General features: G+C 66.9%; 14 protein-coding genes. 6 read left to right on the forward strand and 8 right to left on the reverse strand.

Features of this window, described 5'->3' with window-relative positions; genetic code table 11:
• Nucleotides 1–285: 285 nt before the first annotated feature.
• The 5 genes from SLQ30_RS30905 (at nt 286) to SLQ30_RS30925 (ending at nt 5335) form a co-directional block, all read left to right on the forward strand.
• Nucleotides 286–1632, forward strand: a complete 1347-nt coding sequence (locus SLQ30_RS30905) for a PE-PPE domain-containing protein (RefSeq protein ID WP_319450923.1) — start codon at nt 286–288, stop codon at nt 1630–1632.
• Between the two features lie 172 nt (nt 1633–1804).
• Nucleotides 1805–2122: a hypothetical protein gene (locus SLQ30_RS30910; protein ID WP_319450924.1), complete on the forward strand. Its 318-nt coding sequence runs from the start codon at nt 1805–1807 to the stop codon at nt 2120–2122.
• A 101-nt stretch (nt 2123–2223) separates the two neighbouring features.
• Nucleotides 2224–3747 (forward strand): hypothetical protein, encoded by a 1524-nt coding sequence (locus tag SLQ30_RS30915; protein WP_319450925.1) that lies wholly within the window; start codon nt 2224–2226, stop codon nt 3745–3747.
• Nucleotides 3748–3803: 56 nt separating this feature from the next.
• Complete coding sequence (locus tag SLQ30_RS30920; protein WP_319450926.1) at nt 3804–4655, forward strand: DUF1542 domain-containing protein; 852 nt, start codon at nt 3804–3806, stop codon at nt 4653–4655.
• A 110-nt stretch (nt 4656–4765) separates the two neighbouring features.
• A complete protein-coding gene (locus SLQ30_RS30925; protein ID WP_319450927.1) occupies nt 4766–5335 on the forward strand; it encodes a hypothetical protein in 570 nt (189 codons plus the stop codon).
• A 4-nt stretch (nt 5336–5339) separates the two neighbouring features.
• Here SLQ30_RS30925 and SLQ30_RS30930 read toward each other — a convergent pair whose 3' ends face one another.
• The 4 genes from SLQ30_RS30930 to SLQ30_RS30945 all read right to left on the reverse strand — a co-directional run bounded on the left by SLQ30_RS30930 (nt 5340) and on the right by SLQ30_RS30945 (nt 8994).
• Nucleotides 5340–7031 (reverse strand): sodium:proton antiporter, encoded by a 1692-nt coding sequence (locus SLQ30_RS30930; RefSeq protein ID WP_319450928.1) that lies wholly within the window; start codon nt 7029–7031, stop codon nt 5340–5342.
• Nucleotides 7032–7134: 103 nt separating this feature from the next.
• Nucleotides 7135–7929, reverse strand: coding sequence for an Fpg/Nei family DNA glycosylase (locus SLQ30_RS30935; protein WP_319450929.1), 795 nt, complete (start codon nt 7927–7929; stop codon nt 7135–7137).
• A 3-nt stretch (nt 7930–7932) separates the two neighbouring features.
• Nucleotides 7933–8412, reverse strand: coding sequence for a ribose-5-phosphate isomerase (locus SLQ30_RS30940; RefSeq protein ID WP_319450930.1), 480 nt, complete (start codon nt 8410–8412; stop codon nt 7933–7935).
• 30 nt (nt 8413–8442) lie between these two features.
• On the reverse strand, nt 8443–8994 hold the full coding sequence (locus SLQ30_RS30945; RefSeq protein WP_319450931.1) for a helix-turn-helix domain-containing protein: 552 nt from the start codon (nt 8992–8994) through the stop codon (nt 8443–8445).
• 82 nt (nt 8995–9076) lie between these two features.
• On the opposite strand from SLQ30_RS30945, the gene SLQ30_RS30950 reads away from it, so the two are divergent.
• On the forward strand, nt 9077–10003 hold the full coding sequence (locus tag SLQ30_RS30950; RefSeq protein ID WP_319450932.1) for an aldo/keto reductase: 927 nt from the start codon (nt 9077–9079) through the stop codon (nt 10001–10003).
• Here SLQ30_RS30950 and SLQ30_RS30955 read toward each other — a convergent pair.
• From SLQ30_RS30955 to SLQ30_RS30970, 4 genes are read right to left on the reverse strand one after another with little or no spacing between them, the layout of a single operon-like run.
• Nucleotides 9956–10915: an isopenicillin N synthase family dioxygenase gene (locus tag SLQ30_RS30955; protein ID WP_319450933.1), complete on the reverse strand. Its 960-nt coding sequence runs from the start codon at nt 10913–10915 to the stop codon at nt 9956–9958. The genes SLQ30_RS30950 and SLQ30_RS30955 overlap by 48 nt on opposite strands.
• Nucleotides 10912–11352, reverse strand: a complete 441-nt coding sequence (locus tag SLQ30_RS30960; protein WP_319450934.1) for a nucleoside deaminase — start codon at nt 11350–11352, stop codon at nt 10912–10914. The genes SLQ30_RS30955 and SLQ30_RS30960 overlap by 4 nt, the downstream gene beginning before the upstream one ends.
• Entirely contained in the window at nt 11349–12752 is a 1404-nt protein-coding gene (locus SLQ30_RS30965; RefSeq protein ID WP_319450935.1) for a purine-cytosine permease family protein, read from the reverse strand. Before SLQ30_RS30965 ends, SLQ30_RS30960 begins: the two co-directional genes overlap by 4 nt.
• Before the next feature lie 45 nt (nt 12753–12797).
• Nucleotides 12798–14093: a threonine/serine ThrE exporter family protein gene (locus tag SLQ30_RS30970; protein ID WP_319450936.1), complete on the reverse strand. Its 1296-nt coding sequence runs from the start codon at nt 14091–14093 to the stop codon at nt 12798–12800.
• Nucleotides 14094–14112 lie beyond the last annotated feature (19 nt).

Raw genomic sequence — 14112 nt, forward strand, 5'->3', positions numbered from 1 at the left:
CCCACAACCGGCTGCCACACCGCCCGGGTGGCGGAATTACGTGACAGACGAGGTGGGGGAATTCCGTGACGGACAACCCCTCAAGCTGGAGGAATTATGTGACCGCTGACATTCATCGACAGCGCCAAGGGTGATACTCACGCGGGGTATGACCCGTACGCGGTCGGGGATCCCCAGACTGGACCTCGGCAGATCGCGCTCGTCGACGCAAATGGCAACGTGGTCAAGGTCATTGGCTACACACAGCAGATAACGACAACCGGCACCAACGATCCGGTTAACAATTTGCCGACCATTGGGTATCCGGAGCAGCCTGATCTGCCCGACTACATAGCGACACAACCGGGCGGCGTCGTCGATCTCACGATTCTGTCGCTGATCCTCATTCGCAATCCGGGCACGCCCAACGGCGGTCTCTACGCCCGGTTCGCGCCGATTTATCAAGCTCTGACCGGGGTCAATCCAGTGACACCCGAGCGTCAGGACGTACTGCCGGACGGGGTCGATCCGGACCTGATTACAAATCTGCTGGCGGGCAAGGCCACCACCACCAGTCTGAGCAACGGTGATCTGCAGGCCGTGCTCGAGTCGGCCGACGGCAAGCCGATCATCATTACCCTCAAGGCGAATGTCGGGTGGGAATACGATCTACTGTCCGACGCGCCCGCGAACGCTAATCCGATTGCGTGGGCGAATTCGGTGGCATCGTCGGTCTTCCTGACGAATCTGCTGACAGGGCTCGACTTCCAGGACCTCGGCAACGGTGCATACGTCTCCCCGGACGGCACGTTCTACTACACGATTCCGGTCAACGATCTGCCGTTGTTGGCGCCGCTTCGCGCGCCGGCACAGGTGCTCGGCTTGCTCACCGGAAATCTTGATCCGAACACGCCGGTGGCTGATGCGATCGAGCCGTTCCTCAAGATCTTGGTGAACACGTCGTACACCGACGCGGTACGAAACGAGGACGGCACCTGGACCAGGTCCCTGGACGAGTTCGACGTGCCGACGCTGTTCGGCACGGAGACACTCACTCGCCAGCAGCAGGCGCAGGTCGCGGGCGATCTGATCGCCGCTCTCGGCAGTGGCTTCGGCGATGAGAGCAACCAGGTGCTCGTGGATGCGCTGAAGAAAGTCGTGACGGCCCTGAAGCTAGACGTCGACCCGGCCCAGCAGGCTGACATTGCAAAGGCCTTGACCGCTCCCGGCACAGCGCTCAAGGAGGTCACCCGCGACGTGGGCGACGGTGTCACCAAGGCACTTTCGGATGTCGAGCCGTACCTGCCGAAGTCGCCGATCGACCGGAGCCAGGCCGCGTTGGCGAAGGACCAGGCCGCGGTCGGCAAGGTGTTGGCCGGCGCTCGGGACGACCTCAACGAGGCTGTCGCCAACGTGAACAAAACCGTGGGTGACGTCCAGCAGAAGAATTACCAGAACCAGGTCGCCGTTCGGGAGTCGCTCAGCAAGGTCGGGATCAAGACCCCGGCACCGCTGACCCCTGCCGAGCGCAAGGCGAAGAATCAGGCGGCCGCGGAGAAGACCAGCGCGAACCTGAAGAAGGCCGGTGACGACATCAAGAAAGCGGTCAACGACACCGTCGCCAAGGTCAAGAAAGCGGTGAGCGGCGACTGACCCGCACGCAGTCGGAGGAGAGCAGCCCCGGGGCCTAATGCCCTGAGGCTGCTCTCGTTAGCCGGTCAGCGCTTATTCACGCGAAGTCTGGCTCGATCCGAATCGGGTCGCCATGGGAATGTGCACAGAAAAAGGGCGTTGAATGGACAGGGAGTATTAGGAAGGTCGTTTCGTGTCCGGGCAGCGTCGAGCATTTCTCACCGCAGGATTCGCGACGCTGATCGCGACCGGCGCCCTGGCCGCAGGACTGGCAACGTCGTCCCCGAGCAACACGGTCGCGGGGTGCAGCATGTCCGTCGAGCCGCTCAACCCGTTCCAACAGACGTGCGGTATTCCGAACAACCCGCCCGTCGTACGTGGCGGGTCGCCTGGGGCGGGCGCCATCATCGCCTGCCGCAACCACCCTGGCTGCCTGTCGTATGTGGTCAACGGCGGCCCCGGGTACGGCGGGCTGCCGCGACCCGACACCACGGTGAACCACAGCCCGTAACTCGACACGGCCCACTAGTTCGCGCGATTGGACCCCTTCGCGCCCGTTGACCCTCAGACTCAGACGCGACGAACTAGTCACGTCCGGGGGGTCATACAGCGGTGGAGGGATCGGGCGCGCCAACAGATTCCGACGTCCGCACCGCCATCGTGTTCGTCCACGGCAAGGGTGAGACCGAGTACCGACCGAACGAGACACTCGACGGCTTCGTGAAGACGGTGCTCCAACCGGGTAGCGCGTATTACTCGCGTCCGGCCGAGATCACCGGTTCGTACGAGGCCCGCGTGTACGTCGCCCCGCCGTTGGACGACCCCGTACAGGGCCATACCGACGTCTACGAGTACCACTGGCAATACCTGATGACGGCCAGTCGGTTCGCGGGCACGGTCCTGACGACGCTGCGACTGTTCTTGCGTCGGCCCAGCAATGTCCCCGATGCGCTGTTCGGGATATGGCGCGCGGTCTGGCTACTCGTACTCGGCACGATCTGCGTGACCGTCCCCGTGCTCGGGCTCTTGGCCTACTTCCTCGGGACCGAATTCCCCATCTGGGTCGTCGGATTGGTCGCCAGCGTCTTCCTGCTCGGCGGCGTCGGCCTCATCACCCAGGTGCTGTCGGTGTTGTTGTACAGCGCCACCACGACTTCCTTCATCGACGTCGTCCGCTACCTGGACCCGTGGATGCGCTCCTACGCGGCACGGCGGGCCATCCGCGGAGGCATGGTCGACCTGCTCCACGAACTCCACGACGAGGGCCGCTACTCGCGCATCGCCGTGGTGGCGCATGGCGTCGGCACCTACATCGCCTACGACGCACTGACCGCGTTGTGGGCCGAGTATCACGAACTGAACGCGGGACCTCCCCCACCACAGACGCCGACTCCGATCCGACTCGCCGCGTTGACGGACGTCGAGCACGCCGCCGATCAACTCGTCGAAGACTCCGAAGCCTTGGACGCGTTTCAGGGCGGCCAGTTCGCACTCTGGCAAGACCTGCGGCGGCAGGGAAATCCTTGGCGGATCACCGATTTCGTCACCGTTGGCGCGCCACTTGCACTAGCCGACCTGCTCGTGACCCGGCCTGGACTAGTCAACGGCTTCAAGAAGTCCGACAACGCCGAACGACGGACGCTGTTCGACGCACTCGTCCGACGCGGAGCGCTCGTCCGGTGCCCGCCACGAACGGAGACACAGCCCGTCGAGGGCGACGAGGTCCAAGCAAGCTACGGCGTGGTCGGCTCCGGAGCGCGCGAGGTGCTCGGCTCGCAAGCCCCGTTCGCCGCCACGCGATGGACGAACCTCTGGTTTCCGGTGATTCGCGGCGGCCTTCGCGGTGATTGGTTCGGCGGCGAACTGAGGCCGCTGTTCGGCCCTGGCATCCGCGATGTCTTGATCACCGGCAATGTGCCAGGCCGGCTGGCCCGCGGCACCGCGCACAACGACTATTTCGCCTACCCCGAACAAGACGACGAGGGCGACGTGGCCTGGCACCTCCGCAAGACGCTGGCATTGCAGACCCACGACGCGCTCGCGGGACTGTTGACGGCGCCGCTCCCCGACCCGAACACGCGGACGCGACGCGCGCACCACCAGTGCTGGCGGAGTGACTCATGGCTACTCGAATGACCGGGTAGACGTCGCAAGCCCGATCTTGTGCATTTCCCCTCGGTACGCTGGACGCCATGTCAGGCACCCTGGTCGTCCTCATCGTCGTCGTGCTCGCAGCGATCGCGATACTCGTCTACGCAACGCAGCAGTCCGCGGGCAAGCGCAACGCCGCCACCCTCGCCGACGCCAAGGCCGACGCCCGGCGCACGATCGAACGGCTCGGCGGGCAGGTGCTCAACCTCACCGGCACCGACGACGCCTCCAAGCAGGCCATGGCCGATGCCTCCGAGCGCTATACCGCGGCGTCGTCCCAGATCGACCAGGCCACCACCGCACGTCAGGCCCTGCTGGCGAAGGAAAGTGCGATGGAGGGGCTGTACTACGTGCGCGCCGCGCGGGTCGCGATGGGCATCGATCCCGGGCCCGAACTCGAGTCGCTCACGGGGCAGAGCTCGGCGGGCACGGTCACCGAGGATCGTCGAATTCAGTTCGAGGGCAAGGACATCGAAGCCTCGCCGTCGCCCTCCCCCCGTACCCCCAACTACTACCCCGGCGGTCGCGTTGCCGGTCGTCCGGTGCCCGCAGGCTGGTACTCCGAGCCGTGGTGGAAGCCAGCGCTCGTCGCCGGCGCGTGGGGCATCGGGTCGGTGTTGTTGTTCGACGCGATGTTCTCCGGCATGGGTGGCGTCGGCTACGGCGCGCAAGGCTTCGAGCAGGGTTACGGCGACGGTTTCCAGCAGGGCTTCGACCAGGGTCAGCTGGACCCGGGCCAGGGTGATGGCGGCTTCGGCGGCGATCAGGGCCAGGGCGACTCCGGCGGTTGGGGTGGCGACAGCTGGGGCGGTGGCGGTGGAGGCGACGACGGTGGCTGGGGCGGTGGCGGCGACTTCGGCGGGGACTTTGGCGGGGACTTCGGCGGTTTCTAGCCGAGCGCGCGAGTTCAATTCTGGAAAAAGTGTCGCTTTTGGGGCCCTTCGCAACCCCTAGTTGGTGAGCGCCGCCCACGAAGGGCTGCCACCGACCTCCGGGATGTGCGATGACCACCAGCTTCTTCACCGCGAACACGCAATACAACCCCATCCACGACGTCGACACCGTGTACCGGCCAGTGGCCCCGGCGGGCGCCACTGCGCCGCTTCGCCGCGCATCTTCGACGTCGAAGGCCGGCTGGGCCGTCAGCGGAATCGCGGCGCTCGTCGGGCTGGCCACCTTCAGCATCGTGAGCGTCTACGCAATCGACGAGTTCGCCCAAACACCCGCGCCCCTGTCGACGTCCACGCCCGTACCGGCGGCCGACACCGCCGTGCCGCCGCCCGCGCCCGTCGCACCGCCTGCCCCGCCGAGCGCACCAGCGGTGAAGCCGGTCGAATCGCCTCGCATCCTGGTGGTCCCGTCGTATCGCAGCGCGCCAGTGCCTTCGCAAGCCCCCGAAGTGACGACTCCGCCGGCACCGGTCGCGTCACCAGCCCCGCCTGAGCCGACGACGCCGTCGTGGCCGCCGGTCCATTGGGACCTGCCCTCCCATTGGCACCCGCCGACCAACTGCGGGATCGTCCGTTGCGACCACGATTCGCCGACGGATCCGGCTTCGCCGACGCCCGAGTAGCCGGCTACAAGCGGCTCTCCAACCGCGCCGACACCCCGGCCTCCTGCAGATCCAGCCGGTCGAGCATCGCGCGGGCCGCTTCGTCCTCGATGCGGCCCTCGTCACGCTCGGCGATGAGCGCGACACGCTGCGCCGCCAGCACGTCGCGGTAGAGCTTCGCGAACACCTCGGCCCGCTTCGTGTGCGCTTCCGGGTCGGGCATCTCGTCGGCGTCCTGAGAATGTCTGGCGACGGTGTTGCGGATCTCCAGTAGCACGCGCGGGTCCATGTTCTCCGGCGGATTCGCGCGGAATTCCGCGAACACTTCGTTGGCGGCGTCGTGCACCACGCGCTCGGCCTTGAGTTCCTCCTCGCGGTCGGCGGCGTGGTCGTCCGAGAAGCGCGACAAGCGCAGTCGACGAATCAGCAGCGGCAGCGACCAGCCCTGGATCAGCAGCGTGCCGACGCTGACCACGAAGGCGATCGCCTGGATGGTCGCACGTTCGGGAAACGGCTCGCCGCTGAACGTCGTCGCGGGAATGGCGGCGGCCGCGGCCAGCGTCACCACGCCGCGCATCCCCGTCCAGGACACCACGACGTTCTCCTGCCAACTCAGCGATCGGTTGTCGATCAGCTTGCGCCACTTGGCCGTTGGCTTGTCACGCTTTCGTATGCCGAGCGCGCCACGGCCACCGCCAACCGGGATGGGCACGCTAAGCCTGCCCTCGACGTGGCGTGACAACTTGTTGCGCCCGAACATCACGAACACCGAAAGCGGCCGGATCACCAACACGATCAACAACACGATCGTCGAGGCGATCGCAACCTCCATCAACGACTCGTGGGCTTCCCGAAGGTCCTCCAACACGAAGCGAAGGTGCAGACCGATGTAGGCGAACACGAACGCCTCGAGCAGCACGTCCACGGAGTTCCACACGTAGCGCTCCTGCAGCCGGGTCTGGTAGCCGGCGCCTAGCGCTCCGTTTCCGACCACGAACCCGGCCACCACCACGGCCAGCACGCCGGAAGCATGAAGTTCCTCGGCCGCAATGAACGCCGCGAACGGCACCACCAGCCCCTGCACCGTCTCGAGCCCGGGATTGGCCAGCCGCTTGCGGATCCACAGCGTCACGAACCCGAGCGCCGCACCGACGATCGGCCCGAGGATGGCGCTGTAACTGAAGAGCAGAAATGGGTTTTCGATGAAGGTGTGGGTGCCTGCGACTTGCGCAACCGCGATCGAGAACAACGTCAACGCCGCGGCGTCGTTGATGAGGCTCTCGCCGGTGAGGATCGCCATCACGCGCTTGGGCAGGCCTAGCTTGCGGCCCACCGCGACGGCCGTGACGGCGTCGGGCGGCGCCACGATCGCGCCGAGCACCAACGCGGTTCCGAACGCCAGTGGTACCCACCCCAGCCACGACGACGCCGCCGCCACGGTGAACGCGGTGACGACGACCAGACCGACGCCGAGCCCGAGGATCGGCCGGATGTTGCGCAGGAACGTCGGGAACGAGAAGTCCAGCGCCGCCGAGTAGAGCAGCGGGGGCAGTACGACCGTCAGGAGGATGTGCGAGTCCAATTCCGGCGCTTCGAAGCCCGGTACGAACGACACCACGCTGCCGATCACCACCATGATCAGCGCGGGTTCGAGCCCACGTCGATGTGCGATGGCGGTGACGACGATGGCCCCAACGACGACCAGGATGAGTTCCACCGGCCAATTGTCCCGTCAAAGTCGCGGGCGCGCGTCACTGAAATGGCGCTGGCGGTGTTGGCGGCTCGCACATCGTGTGTGTGAGGGCCATGTCAACGGGCTACTAGACCTGGCAGGTCGGGCACCAGAACAGGTTGCGCCCCTCCATGATCTCGGTGCGGATTGGCGTCCCGCACACCCGGCACGGCTCGCCAGCCCGTCGATAGACGTAGGTTCGGGGCCTGCCTTCCCGATACGACGGCGCGCCCTTGTCGTCGGGCCGCCTGACGGTGACGATCTTCCCGGTGCGCACACCGATCTTCATCAAGGCGACCAGGTCGGTCCAGGCCGCGTCGAACTCCGCGTCGCTGACGTGGGTGCCAGGGCGATGCGGATCGATGAGGTGGCGGTAGAGCAGCTCGCTGCGGTACACGTTGCCCACTCCGGCGACGACGGCCTGGTCCATCAGTAGCGCGCCGATTGGCCTGCGCGACTTGCTGATTCGCTTCCAGGCCGGAGCCGGATCAGGGGCGCGCCGCAGCGGGTCGGGGCCAAGCCTCGCGAGGATGTCGTCGACCTCGGCGCCATGGATCACCTCGCACACCGTCGGGCCACGCAAGTCTGCCCCGTACTCCGCGCCGACCATCCGCATCCGAACCTGACCGACCGGCGCAGGCATCGGCACCGGACGCTCGGTGAACGTGCCGTACAGCCCGAGGTGGACGTGGACCACCGCACCGCCCTCGTAGTGGTGGAAGAGGTGCTTGCCGTAGGCGTCGGCCTTGCGCAACACCCGGCCGCTAACCGCCGCGGCGGCCTCGCCAAAACGACCCTGCGGGCTGGTCACGAGCACTGGCGCCTTGCCGAACCGCTGCTGGTGCAGCCGGGCCAGCCGATGCAGGGTGTGCCCTTCGGGCATGGGTTATTCCGGGGCGCCGGGGACTGGCGGCGCGACGTGCGTCTTCTCGAACTCGTCGAGGATGTCGATGCGGCGCTGGTGGCGCGGCGCCTCCGACCACGCGGTGGTCAGGAACGCGTCGACGAAGGTCAAGGCGTCGGCGACGGTGTGCATCCGGCCGCCGATGCCGATCAACTGAGCGTTGTTGTGCTGGCGCGCCAGGGACGCGGTCTCGACGCTCCATGCCAGGGCGCATCGGGCGCCGGGCACCTTGTTGGCGGCAATCTGCTCGCCGTTGCCAGAGCCCCCGATGACGATGCCGAGGCTGTCCGGATCAGCGACGGTCCGCTCCGCCGCCGCGATGCAGAAGGCTGGGTAGTCGTCCTCGGCGTCGTAGGTGAAGGCGCCGCAGTCGATGGGCTCGTGGCCGCCCGACTCGAGGTGCTCGATGATGGCCTGCTTGAGTTCGTATCCGGCATGGTCAGAGCCGAGGTAGACGCGCATGGCGGCCAGACTACTGGCCCCGCCTTACTGCTATCGCGTGACCACCAGACCGTCGACGAGCAGGGCTCGCATCCGCTCCGCCTGGGCAGCCGAATGACTGGCGAGGGAGATTCCGATGAGGCTCGACACGACGTCGTCGGCGCTGACGTCGGACCGCAGCGTCCCGTCCGCGTCGCCGGCCCTGAGCAGGGTGTCGACAGCGCCGAGAATGCTGGCCCGGGTGTCGCTGGGCGCGACCGCACCGGAGGCGAACATCGCACCCAAGGACTCCGCCATCCCCTGCTTCGCAGCGACGAAGCTTGCGTAGCGCTTCATCCAGTGGCGCAGCGCGGCGACCGGTGGGTGGCGCTCCAGCAGGTCGGCCGCCGACGCCGACACCTCGGCCAACTCGGTGCGGTACACGGCTTCGACGAGCGCCTCGCGGTTGGGAAAGTGGCGGTAGAGCGTGCCGATGCCGACGCCCGCATCCCGCGCGATGGCCTCCAGTGACACGACGGTGCCGTCCGCGGCGGCGAACGCTGCGGTCGCCGCCTCCAGCAGCCGTTCCCGGTTGCGGTGCGCATCGGCCCGAATCTTCGCCATAGCGGAGGTTCCTCCGGTTCTGCTAGGTTGGAAATAAGCGGAGGTTCCTCCGGCTCTGTCGAGTATCCCATTGAGGAGCACCATGACCAACACACCACACCCCGGGGGTCGGGCACGGATCGGCGAATTCGAGGTCGCCCGCATCGGCTACGGCGCCATGCAGCTTGGTCCGGAGTCGTCGGTCGAGGATGCGGTAGCGGTGCTGCGGCGTGCCGTCGAACTCGGCGTGAACCACATCGACACCGCGTCGTTCTACTCCAACGGCGAGGTCAACCGCCGGATCCGGACCGCACTGGCGCCCTACCGCGACGACCTCGTCATCGTCAGCAAGGTCGGCGCCCGCAGCGTGACGGGCCCCATTCCGCTCGCCGCCGCGCAGCGGCCCGCCGAGCTCCGCGCTGCCGTCGAGGCGGACTTGGCGCAGCTGGGCGTCGACAGTATCCACGTGGTGAACCTGCGCAGGCTCGACCTCGGACCAGGGCTGCAAGCCGAAGGCGACCAACTCGTGGACCTCGACGACCAGTTGGCCGAGATGATCGCACTGCGCGACGAGGGCAAGATCGGCGCGATCGGAATCAGCAGTGTGCCAATCGAAGTCGTCGAAAGGGCGCTCCCCGCCGGCATCGTCTGCGTGCAGAACGCCTACAGCCTGCTCGACCGGGCGCAGGAACCGCTGCTCGACCTCTGCGTGGCTGAGGACGTCGCGTGGGTGCCGTACTTCCCGCTCGGATCGTCGTTCCCCGGGTTCCCCAAGCCCGCCGAAGACCCGACCGTGCGCGCCATCGCCGCCCAAATCGGTGCCACGCCATCGCAAGTCGGGCTCGCATGGCTGTTGGCCCACACGCCCAACACGCTCCTCATCGCGGGCACCCGCTCGCTGGGGCACCTCGAGGAGAACGTCGGGGCGGGTGACGTCGTGCTGGACGCGGACGCGCTGGCCCGGCTCAACGACATCAACCCGCTAGCCAATGCTGATGGCGTCGAGGCGTTCCTTGATGAAGTCCGATGAGGTGACGGGCGCCAATCCCGACACCTGCCCGATCGGCGGCTCGAGCGGCGCGACGCGCGCGTCGTGGTTGGCCTCGTAGAAGTAGATGAGCGAGACCAGGTCCTCCTCGGGCGCCTCCGGCTGCGGCGGGAGCACCCGGTGCCGACCCGACGGCCACCGCTTCCCGCTCCAGTACTCCAGCAGGTCACCGATGTTGACCGTCAAGGCGTCGGGCTCATAGGGGGCGTCGGCCCAACCTTCGGCGTCCGAATACACCTGCAGCCCACCGGCTCCCGGTTCACGATCGAGCACGGTGACGGTGCCGAAGTCGGTATGCGGCCCGATGCGGAACTGCCCCGGCTCGGGTTCGCCGACGACGCTCACGGGAGGGTAGTGGTTGATGTTCATCGTCCACGTCGGCCGGTCCGCCAGTGCGGCCCAGGGGTTCGACGGCAGCCCGAGGGCGTGCGCGAACAGCGCGAGTAGCTCGTCGGATACCCGGCGCATGGCCGCGGTGTATGTGCTGACGAGCGTCTGCAGTTCGGGCACTTCGGCGGGCCAGACGTTGGGCGCGAACCAGATTCGGTCGACGTCGGGATCGCCAGTAGCCGTCTCGGCGCCCAGGCTGTAGCTCTCCTTGAGATCGGGCGGGGTCTCAGTGCCCTCCGCGTAGCCGTTGGCCTCAGCTCCCGGCCCGATCCAGCCGTGCCCACCCACCGGCACGCCGTAGCGCGCCTTGACGTCCTCGGGTTGAGCGAAGAACGCCCTGCTGGCGGACCGCACCAAGGCCGCCAGGTGAGGGTCGACACCGTGACCGGTGACCAGAATGAACCCGGCCTGCTGGAGACTCTCGTCCACCTCGGCGGCGACCGCGTCGGCGGTGGCTCCCCCGGCCTGCCATCGCGCGAGGTCGACCGTTGCAATGACGCTCATTCTCCGATGTCCTCCAACCAGAGCTCCGGATGCGCGGCGATGAATTCGGTCATCATCTGCACGCATCGATCGTCGTCGAGAACGATTATCGACACACCGTTTTCGGCCAGCCAGTCGTGTCCCCCACTGAACGTCTGGGCCTCGCCGATGACGACGGCGCCGATGTTGAACTGCCGCACCAGGCCGCTGCAGTACCAGCACGGCGACAGCGTGGTCACCATGACAGTCGAGCGGTAGTCGCGCTGGCGGCCCGCCGCCCGGAAGGCATCCGTCTCGCCGTGCACCGACGGATCGTCGTCCTGGACCCGGCGGTTGTGGCCGCTACCCAGTAGCACGCCGTCGGAACTGAACAGCGCGGCACCGATCGGAATTCCGCCCTCCGACAAGCCCTTTCGGGCCTCGTCGACGGCAACGTCGAGCATCTCCTCCGGAGTCATACCCGCAAGTCTAGGGAACGCTCGGCCGCGATCTTGGAACGGCACAGCAGCAGATATGCCGCCCCGGCAATCAAGAAGCCCACGTAGAACGTGATGTCGCCGAGTTGCGGAAGGTCCTTGACGACAAAGCCGGTGAACTTCACCTGATTCGAGAACAGCAGCACCGAGACGACCAGGCCGATGCCGAACGACAGCAGTCCGTTCCAGTTGTCGTAGTTGCGGTCGTAGAGATAGCCGCTGATCGTCTGGCCGCGGCGCAGGTACTGGTCGGCGAAGACCACGCCCAACCATGGGCCGATCCAGTAGGCGATGATCAACAGGAAGGCTTCGTAGCTCTCCGCGGCGTCGGGTAGCGCCCACCACGCCACCAGGAAGCCTGCGACGCCGAAGAACACCGTCACCAATGCCCGTGCGATGTGGGCCGGCAGTTTTATGCCGATCGTGACGAAAGCCATTGCGCCGGAGTAGATGTTGATCGAGTTCGCGGCGATCGCGCCGATCGCGATCGCCAGCAGCGTGGCCTTGGCCAGCGGTGAGGCCAGTTCACCGGTGAACGCCTCGGTGGGGTTCTCCGACAGCGCGGGCCCGATGGTCACCGAGGCAGCACCGACGACCTCGAGCACTACACACGACAGGAACAGCCCCGCCGAGGCGAACAGTCCGGTCCGTGCTCCCGACACCGTCGACGGTAGGTAGCGCGTGTAGTCGGCGGCGTAGGGCGTCCAGCCCGCCGCGTACCCGAACGCGGTGCCCACGGTCAGCAGGAAGCCACCAAGCCCGCCGAGCCCGTCGGCCAAGGCGGGTGCGTCGAAGTGGGACTTGGTCAGGATCGCCACGGACGCGATCGCGAAGATGACGGCCAGCACCGGGAAGGAGTACTTCTCGAAGGCCTGCACCAGGTTGTGCCCGAAGAACGCGAACGAGGTCTGCAGCAGCACGATGATGATCAGGCCAAGCAGCGGCCCGATGCCGAACAGCGCGCTCAATGCGTAGGCGCCGCTGACGCTGTTCGTCGCGAACCAGCCGACGCCCGCCGTCACCGACATCAACGTCGCGGGTACGGCATTGCCTTTGAAGCCAAAGGCCAACCGGCCCAACACCATCTGCGGCACCCCGTGCAGCGGGCCGCGCGCCGACAGGAAGTAGTGCGCCAGCGCACCGAGTCCGGTACCGATGACGATGCCCGCGACGGCCTGCCAGAAGTTCATGCCGTAGACGGCCACCGCGAGCACGCCGACGAAGATCGTCGCGAACTCGAGGTTGGGTGACGTCCACGTCCAGAACAGCTGACTGGGCTTTCCGTGCCGATCGGCCTCGGCGATGAACTCGTTACCGCCAGGTTCGACTGCCACGATCTTGTTGCGATAGGAACCGTCGGTGGTGGGCTCGGCCGCTGTCATGGGTACACCATGGACACCACAGTGCCGGGCCGCAACTGGAATGGATCAATCGACCCTGTTTCGGGCCGGCCGGCGAAACGAATGGAAGATGCTGAAGCCGGCCAGGGTGCCCAGCGCGATCGAGAAGACGACCGCCACGGTCTGGGCGAGCGTCTCGACCGTCGCGGGGCCGCCGGTGGCCGCCTCGCTGAGCCCCTCGAAGCTCAGCGCACCGGGTACCAGCGCCCAGAAGGCCGCCAGCATCATTACGATCGCGGGCGGTGAGCTCCTGATCCGCGACGCCAGCATCGCGAACGGAACGACGAGCGACGCGCCGACCGCCCCGCTGTATGTCGCGGGAAGGGCCAGCCCGCCGACCTGTTGACCGACCAGTGCCACCCCGATCGCGGCCATCAGCCAGAACAGCGAACCCTTCGGCGCGGACAGATAGATGTACAGGCCGATGGCGACGACGACGATCGCCGCGTATAGCGCCCACTCCCCCATCTGCAGTGACGGCTGTTGCGGCGCAACGTGACCCGCGATGTGCATCCCCAGCCCAACGCCGAAGACCAGCAGCATCAACTGGGTCACGCCGTAGATCAGTCGGCTGGCACCAGCGACGATCTCCGAACTCGCCAACTCCATCGAACCGATGGTCAACGACATGCCGGGCAGCATCGCAACCAGCGGCGGGCTGATCACCCGCAGCAGGCCGTCGTTGGCCGCGTCCGCGACGAACCACGTCGCCAGCATGGTCACCATCATCGCCGACAGCGTTGGCAGGATGGGATTGAGCGACGGGAAGGGCCGCCCCAGTGCCACCACCGCGCCCACCACAAGCCCCAGGAACAGATAGCCCGGCAGCGCCGCCCACGTCGGATTGATGACCATCCCGAAACCGATTGTGGTGATGGCATATCCGAAGATGGTGACGATGGGACCGAAACGCGGCTGCATCGTGCGGGCGGCCCTCACCGCGACGATCGCGTCGGCCGGGGAGATGGCCCCGACGGACGCGAGGTCCGCGATGTCGTCGATGCGACCAGCCAGGTCCAGCTGGATCGTCGACCGGTTCGACACCTCGACTTCGTAGGCGACGGAACCGACCTGAACCACCAGCGCCGTCGGCAGCGCGACGACCCGCACCGTGTGGCGGGTGTAATGCGTGGCGATGTGGATCAGCCGACCGGTGACCAGCTGAGTCGGCTGTTCGACTTCGAGCAGCGCAATGCCGAGTTCGCGGAGCATCACCGCCACTTCGGCGTCGTCGTGCGAATCCGGGTCGCTGAGCGCCTCTGGCGTCTCCTTGCGCACCGACCGCCACATCCGGCCGGCCCGGCCGCCACCCTCGTCGATCATGAAGGCGATTGTCGCCCAA

Source organism: Mycobacterium sp. RTGN4 (assembly GCF_033804635.1).
In the GTDB taxonomy this organism is placed as follows: domain Bacteria; phylum Actinomycetota; class Actinomycetes; order Mycobacteriales; family Mycobacteriaceae; genus Mycobacterium.